The sequence below is a fragment of the Pseudomonas sp. genome (genome assembly GCF_028293835.1).
Lineage (GTDB): Bacteria > Pseudomonadota > Gammaproteobacteria > Pseudomonadales > Pseudomonadaceae > Aquipseudomonas.
This window is the reverse complement of the sequence record NZ_JAQGNX010000040.1, coordinates 1-7,261: the sequence shown is the minus strand read 5'-3', so window position 1 is coordinate 7,261 and position 7,261 is coordinate 1. Positions and strand designations below refer to the sequence as shown.

Annotated in this window: 7 protein-coding genes; all 7 read left to right on the top strand. The window is 56.8% G+C overall.

The features are described 5' to 3' along the window. Positions 1-799: tRNA (adenosine(37)-N6)-dimethylallyltransferase MiaA (gene miaA, locus JWR17_RS05040; RefSeq protein ID WP_299828919.1), on the top strand; the 799-nt coding region annotated here is incomplete at its 5' end. A gap of 90 nt (positions 800-889) precedes the next feature. Further along, positions 890-1,150 (top strand): RNA chaperone Hfq, encoded by a 261-nt coding sequence (hfq, locus tag JWR17_RS05035; RefSeq protein WP_299828917.1) that lies wholly within the window; start codon positions 890-892, stop codon positions 1,148-1,150. 12 nt (positions 1,151-1,162) lie between these two features. Then, positions 1,163-2,464 (top strand): ribosome rescue GTPase HflX, encoded by a 1,302-nt coding sequence (hflX, locus tag JWR17_RS05030; protein WP_299828915.1) that lies wholly within the window; start codon positions 1,163-1,165, stop codon positions 2,462-2,464. Positions 2,465-2,560: 96 nt separating this feature from the next. Continuing rightward, on the top strand, positions 2,561-3,742 hold the full coding sequence (gene hflK / locus JWR17_RS05025) for an FtsH protease activity modulator HflK (protein ID WP_299828913.1): 1,182 nt from the start codon (positions 2,561-2,563) through the stop codon (positions 3,740-3,742). After that, positions 3,742-4,611, top strand: coding sequence for a protease modulator HflC (gene hflC, locus JWR17_RS05020; protein ID WP_299828911.1), 870 nt, complete (start codon positions 3,742-3,744; stop codon positions 4,609-4,611). The genes hflK and hflC overlap by 1 nt, the downstream gene beginning before the upstream one ends. A 293-nt stretch (positions 4,612-4,904) precedes the next feature. Then, positions 4,905-6,092 carry an ATP phosphoribosyltransferase regulatory subunit gene (locus JWR17_RS05015; RefSeq protein WP_299828909.1) on the top strand — a complete coding sequence of 396 codons (1,188 nt, stop codon included), beginning with the start codon at positions 4,905-4,907 and terminating at the stop codon, positions 6,090-6,092. A gap of 54 nt (positions 6,093-6,146) precedes the next feature. After that, a partial coding sequence (locus JWR17_RS05010; RefSeq protein ID WP_299828907.1) for an adenylosuccinate synthase occupies positions 6,147-7,261 on the top strand: 1,115 nt, incomplete at its 3' end.

Genomic DNA, 7,261 nt, shown 5'->3' with positions numbered 1-7,261 from the left:
TGAGTTTCCGCACCGCCTGATTGACATTCTTGACCCTGCTCAAAGCTATTCTGCTGCTGATTTCCGTGCTGACGCGCTGGAAGCCATGGCCGAAATTACTTCACGTGGAAAAATTCCGCTGTTAGTGGGCGGCACCATGTTGTATTTCAAGGCACTCCAGGATGGGCTGGCTGACATGCCGCCGGCCGATCCGATAGTGCGCGCGCACCTTGAGGCCGAGGCTGCAACCCTTGGCTGGCAAGACCTGCACGACCAATTGGCCGAAATTGACCCGGTGTCTGCGGCTCGAATACATCCAAATGACCCGCAACGTTTGATACGTGCACTCGAAGTGTACCGAGTGAGTGGTAAGAGCATGACTGCTCATCGCGAGCAACAAACTGCGCAAAGTACTGAAGCAGCCGCCTCCGGCCGTCATCAATTGCCCTATACTGTCGCCAAGTTGGCCATTGCTCCGCTAGATCGCCACTTGCTGCACGACAGAATTACGCAACGATTTGTACAAATGTTGGAACAGGGGTTCGTTGACGAGGTCTTAGCCCTGCGTGCCAGAGGTGACCTGCATACCGGGTTATCCTCGATAAGGGCCGTAGGTTATCGTCAGGTCTGGGATCATCTGGAAGGTGAGTTGACGTGGGACCAGATGCAGGAGCGCGGCATCATTGCCACGCGCCAATTGGCCAAGCGGCAGTTCACCTGGTTACGCAGTTGGCAGGATTTGCAGTGGTTGGACAGCCTGGCTTGCGACAATCTGCCGCGTGCCTTGAAATACTTGGGATCGGTCTCCATATTGAGCTGAGACCTTGCAATTGCCGTCTATCCTTGGGGGGTGGCGGCGTAAGCCAATTTGCTTACTATTTTTCTATTGATCCTTAAAGGAGTGCGGCACATGTCAAAAGGGCATTCGCTACAAGACCCTTACCTGAACACTTTGCGTAAAGAAAAGGTTGGGGTTTCGATTTATCTGGTTAACGGCATCAAGCTGCAAGGCACGATCGAGTCCTTTGACCAGTTCGTAATTTTGCTGAAGAACACTGTCAGCCAAATGGTTTACAAACACGCCATCTCTACCGTTGTTCCGGTTCGTCCAATTCGTTTGCCTAGCGCGACCGAAACCGAAGCCGGCGATGCTGAGCCAGGTAACGCCTGATAGGAGTCTGCTTTGTTCTTTGAGCGCCACGGTGGTGGTGAACGGGCTATTCTCGTTCACTTGGATGGCCAGGACCCTGAGGCGCGCGAAGATCCGCAGGAGTTTCAGGAGTTGGCGATTTCGGCCGGCGCAGACACTGTCGCGTTCGTTGTCGTGCCGCGTCATCGGCCTTCGGCCAAATACCTGATTGGCAGCGGCAAGGTCGAGGAGTTACGCGACCAGGTCAAAGCTGAAAAGGTAGACATCGTTATTTTCAATCACATCCTTACGCCCAGTCAGGAACGTAACCTCGAACGTGTTTTCGAGTGTCGCGTGCTTGATCGTACGGGTTTGATTCTGGATATCTTTGCGCAGCGTGCGCGTACTCATGAAGGTAAATTGCAGGTCGAGCTGGCACAGCTTGATCACATGAGTACTCGTCTGGTTCGCGGCTGGACTCACTTGGAGCGCCAGGGTGGCGGCATTGGCATGCGCGGTCCGGGTGAAACCCAGCTTGAAACCGACCGGCGTTTGCTGCGAGTGCGCGTGAAGCAAATCAAGAGCCGACTGGAAAAGGTCCGCAGTCAGCGGGACCAGGCTCGCCGAGGTCGTCAACGCGCCGATATTCCTTCTGTTTCTCTGGTGGGCTACACCAACGCGGGCAAGTCAACGCTGTTCAATGCGGTGACCGATTCCAACGTTTTTGCTGCTGACCAGCTGTTCGCTACCCTTGACCCAACGTTGCGACGTCTCGAACTCAACGATTTCGGGCCGATCGTGTTGGCGGATACGGTAGGCTTCATTCGTCATTTGCCGCACAAGCTGGTCGAAGCGTTCCGCGCCACCCTCGAAGAATCAAGCAACTCTGACTTGCTGTTGCATGTCATCGATTCTCACGAGCCTGAGCGTTTGGCGCAAATAGAGCAGGTGATGGCCGTGCTCGGTGAAATCGGTGCTGATGGCTTACCGATCCTCGAGGTGTATAACAAGCTCGATTTGCTTGAAGGGGTAGAACCGCAGATTCAGCGTGATGCCGATGGCAAGCCGCAGCGAGTCTGGTTATCTGCCCGTGATGGTCGAGGCCTGGATCTGCTCAAACAAGCCGTGGCTGAGCTGCTGGGTGACGATTTATTCGTCGGCACCTTGCGCTTGCCCCAGCGATTTGCTCGACTGCGCGCACAGTTCTTCAAGTTGGGCGCTGTGCAAAGCGAAGAGCATGATGATGAGGGGGGCAGCTTGTTAGCTGTTCGTTTGCCGCGTGTTGAATTCAATCGCCTGGTGAGTCGCGAAGGAATGCAGCCGCTGGAATTCATCGAGCAACACACTTTGCAATAAAAGCTTTTGAAAGCGGTTGTGCCGCTGACTCAGGCATTCTGTAGCATTGGTCGGCGCGCCGTGGGCGCGTCTTTGCTTTATCAGATGGAGAGCGCTATGGCTTGGAATGAGCCGGGTGGCAACTCGAATAATCAGGATCCTTGGGGTGGTAAGCGCAAGGGCGGCGACCGCAAGGGGCCACCAGATCTCGACGAGGCCTTCCGAAAGCTACAGGAAAGCCTTAATGGGTTGTTCGGTGGTGGTAAGAAACGCAGTGGCAGTGGCGGCGGTGAAGACGGCGGACAACGCAAAGGCGGTGGTCTGGGTCTACTCGGCATCGGCTTGGTTGTGCTCGTCGCAATCTGGCTTTACAGCGCTATCTATGTCGTGGACGAGCAGGAGCAAGCCGTGGTGCTGCGCTTCGGCAAGTACTACGACACCGTCGGCGCGGGTCTGAATATCTATTTCCCGCCGTTCGATCGTAAATACATGGAAAACGTCACTCGCGAGCGTGCCTATAGCAAGCAAGGGCAAATGCTGACCGAAGACGAGAATATCGTCGAAGTACCGTTGACCGTGCAATACAAGATTACCAACCTGAAAGACTTCGTACTGAACGTCGATCAGCCGGAAGTGAGTCTGCAGCACGCGACTGAAAGCGCCCTGCGCCATGTGGTGGGTTCCACCGCAATGGACCAGGTGCTGACTGAAGGCCGTGAGTTGATGGCCAGCGAAATCAAGGAACGTCTGCAACGTTTCCTTGATACCTATCGCACCGGCATCACCGTCACTCAGGTGAACGTGCAAAGCGCTGCGGCGCCGCGTGAAGTTCAAGAAGCCTTCGATGACGTGATCCGTGCCCGTGAAGACGAGCAGCGTTCGCGTAACCAGGCTGAAACCTACGCCAATGGTGTGATTCCGGAAGCGCGTGGTCAGGCTCAGCGCATCGTCGAAGACGCCAACGGTTATCGTGACGAAGTCGTGTCGCGTTCCAAGGGTGAAGCTGATCGTTTTACCAAGCTAGTGGCTGAATACCGCAAGGCACCAGAGGTGACGCGCGAGCGTTTGTACCTGGACACCATGCAAGAGCTGTTCAGCAACACCAGCAAGGTGCTCGTGACCGGTGGCAATAAAGGGCAGAACAATCTGCTTTACCTGCCGTTGGACAAAATGATCGAAAGCGGCAAGGCCACCAATGCTCCGGCAATCGGTACGCCTGCTGCCGGCAGTGAGATCGGGGCACGCGCTGCCTCCGAGGCCCAACAGCAGCGTGATACGCGCACAAGGGAGAGTCGCTGATGAGCAATAAATCGCTGATCGCCCTGATAGTTTGTGTAGTGCTGGCGGTGGTTGCCTGGAACAGCTTCTACATCGTGACCCAGACTGAACGTGCGGTCCTGCTGCAATTTGGTCGTGTCGTCGAGGCTGACGTGCAACCGGGTCTGCATGTAAAGGTTCCTTACGTCAATCAGGTGCGTAAATTCGACGGTCGTTTGCTGACCCTCGATGCCCCGACGCAACGATTCCTGACGCTGGAAAAGAAAGCCGTCATGGTGGACGCCTATGCCAAGTGGCGCGTGAAGGACGCTGAGCGTTTCTACACCGCAACATCCGGCCTCAAGCAAATCGCCGATGAACGCCTGTCTCGTCGTCTTGAATCCGGGCTGCGAGATCAGTTCGGCAAGCGCACCTTGCACGAAGTGGTGTCGGGTGAACGTGACGCGCTGATGGCGGATATCACTGCTTCGCTGAATACAATGGCCAACAAAGAGCTGGGCATCGAAGTCATCGATGTTCGGGTCAAGGCCATCGACCTGCCGAAAGAAGTGAACCGCAGCGTGTTCGAACGCATGAGCACCGAGCGTGAACGTGAAGCGCGTGAGCATCGGGCCAAGGGTAACGAGCTGGCAGAAGGCATTCGTGCCGATGCTGATCGCCAACGTCGTGTGCTTCTGGCAGAAGCTTATCGTGAGTCTGAAGAAGCGCGCGGTGATGGCGATGCTCAGGCCTCGGCAATCTACTCCAAGGCCTACGGTCAGGATCAGGAGTTCTACGCGTTCTACCGTAGCCTGCGTGCCTACCGTGAAAGCTTCGCGAACAAAAGTGACGTGATGGTGCTGGACCCGAGCAGCGATTTCTTCCGCTACCTGGAAAAATCCAAGCCGTAATCGATTCACCCGCCGGGCGGCAAAACTGCCTGGCGGGGTGATCACGAGGGAAAACGTGTGTATGATGCGGCAGCCGGGAAAATCCCGGCTTTTTTGCGTCTGCACGATGGATAGGCCGCGGCGTGGTAATACGCTGGGCAAGGTTTTTCGAGGAGGGTGGTCGCAGTGCAGGTCTCGGCCTGCGGGTGTTGCTGGGCTTGTGATGTACGCAGGCACGCTGCACCTGACCACACTCTGCTTCACTCAAGGCTCGCCCTCAGGGCTGGCCGCCCGGATTATAGGGGATTGGCGTAATGGCAACGGTTGACCGCTGGCTGCTACCAGATGGCATCGAAGAAGTACTGCCGCCGGAAGCGGCGCGCATTGAAGTGGCGCGTCGTCAGGTATTGGACCTGTTCCAAAGCTGGGGCTATGAATTCGTCGTCACTCCGCATATCGAATACCTGGAGTCGCTGCTGACGGGCGCTGGTCAGGACCTTGACCTGCGCACGTTTAAAGTGATCGACCCGCAGTCGGGTCGGCAGATGGGTTTTCGCGCTGACATCACGCCGCAGGTTGCACGTATCGACGCGCACACCCTGCGTCGCGAAGGGCCAAGCCGTCTTTGCTACGCCGGCAGTGTGTTGCATGCGCAGCCGCGTGCGTTGTCGTCCTCGCGCAGCCCGATTCAGCTGGGCGCCGAGTTGTATGGCGATGCCAGTCCAAGCAGCGACGTTGAAGTCATTAGCCTGATGTTGGCAATGCTGCAGCTTGCCGATGTGCCAGATGTGCACATGGACCTGGGCCATGTAGGTATCTACCGTGGTTTGGCCCGTGCGGCCGGTTTGTCGGGGGAAGTCGAGCAGCAGTTGTTCGACGCGTTGCAGCGTAAGGCGATTGACGAAGTCATCGCACTCACCGAAGGCTTGCCGGCTGATCTGGCAGTCATGTTGCGTGCGCTGGTGGATTTGTGCGGCGGACCTGAAGTATTGGTGTCGGCCCGCGACCGACTTGCTCATGCACCGGCACCCGTATTGGCTGCGCTGGATGATTTGTTGACCATTGCGGAGCGCCTTTCTGCGCGCTTCCCGCAGTTGCCGCTGTATTTCGACCTGGGTGAGTTACGTGGTTATCACTATCACACCGGCGTTGTGTTTGCGGTTTTTGTGCCAGGTGTTGGCCAGGCAATCGCTCAAGGCGGTCGCTATGATGACATTGGTGCGGACTTTGGCCGGGCGCGTCCGGCTACCGGTTTTTCTACCGATTTGAAAACCCTGGTAACAATGGGACGTGCGGAAATCGAGCTACCGTCTGGCGGTATCTGGATGCCAGACAGTACGGATACGGCACTCTGGCAACAGGTCTGCCAGTTGCGTAGCGAGGGTCATCGCGTGGTCCAGGCACTGCCTGGGCAGCTGGTGTCTGCCGCACGTGACGCCGATTGTGACCGGCAGTTGGTTCAGCATGAAGGGCTTTGGCAGTTGCTGCCGCTGGCCTCTTGAGTTTCTTTGCCGGCCGCAGCCGGCACCCAGTTTGCGTGAATGAGGACAAGTGTTATGGGTAAGAATGTCGTAGTCCTGGGCACCCAATGGGGTGATGAGGGCAAAGGCAAGATCGTTGATCTGCTGACCGAGCACGCTACCGCCGTGGTTCGTTATCAAGGTGGACACAACGCTGGTCACACACTGGTCATCGACGGTGAGAAAACTGTATTGCACCTGATTCCGTCCGGTGTGCTGCGCGAAGGCGTGCAATGCCTGATCGGTAACGGCGTGGTAGTTGCGCCTGACGCACTCATGCGCGAAATCATCAAGCTCGAAGAGAAGGGTATTCCGGTACGTGAACGCCTGCGTATCAGCCCGTCTTGCCCGCTGATCCTGCCTTATCACGTGGCGCTGGATCAGGCTCGTGAGAAAGCCCGTGGCGAGCTGAAGATCGGCACCACCGGCCGAGGCATTGGCCCGGCTTATGAAGATAAAGTGGCGCGTCGCGGTCTGCGCATTGGCGACCTGTTCCACCGTGAGCGTTTCGCTGCCAAATTGGGCGAGCTGCTCGATTACCACAACTTTGTTTTGGTGAACTACTACAAAGAGCCTGCCATCGACTTCCAGAAAACACTCGACGAGTGCATGGAATACGCTGAGCTGCTTAAGCCGATGATGCTCGATGTCACTGCTGCGCTGCATGAAATGCGTCGTCAGGGCAAAGACATCATGTTCGAAGGTGCCCAAGGTTCGTTGCTGGACATCGACCACGGTACTTACCCGTACGTCACGAGTTCGAACACCACGGCGGGCGGCATTGCCACCGGTTCGGGTTTTGGTCCAATGTACCTGGACTACATCCTGGGTATCACCAAGGCTTACACCACCCGCGTTGGCTCGGGTCCATTCCCGACTGAACTGTTCGACGACGTAGGTGCGTTCCTCGCGAAACGTGGTCACGAGTTCGGTGCAACCACCGGCCGTGCACGTCGTTGCGGTTGGTTCGATGCAGTCATTCTGCGTCGCGCTATCGAGATCAACAGCATCTCGGGTCTGTGCCTGACCAAGCTGGACGTCCTTGACGGCCTGGTAACCATCAACATCTGTGTGGGTTACCAGAACGAACACGGTGCCGTCATTGATGCGCCAACCGACGCCGACAGCTACATTGGCCTGGTGCCGGTATA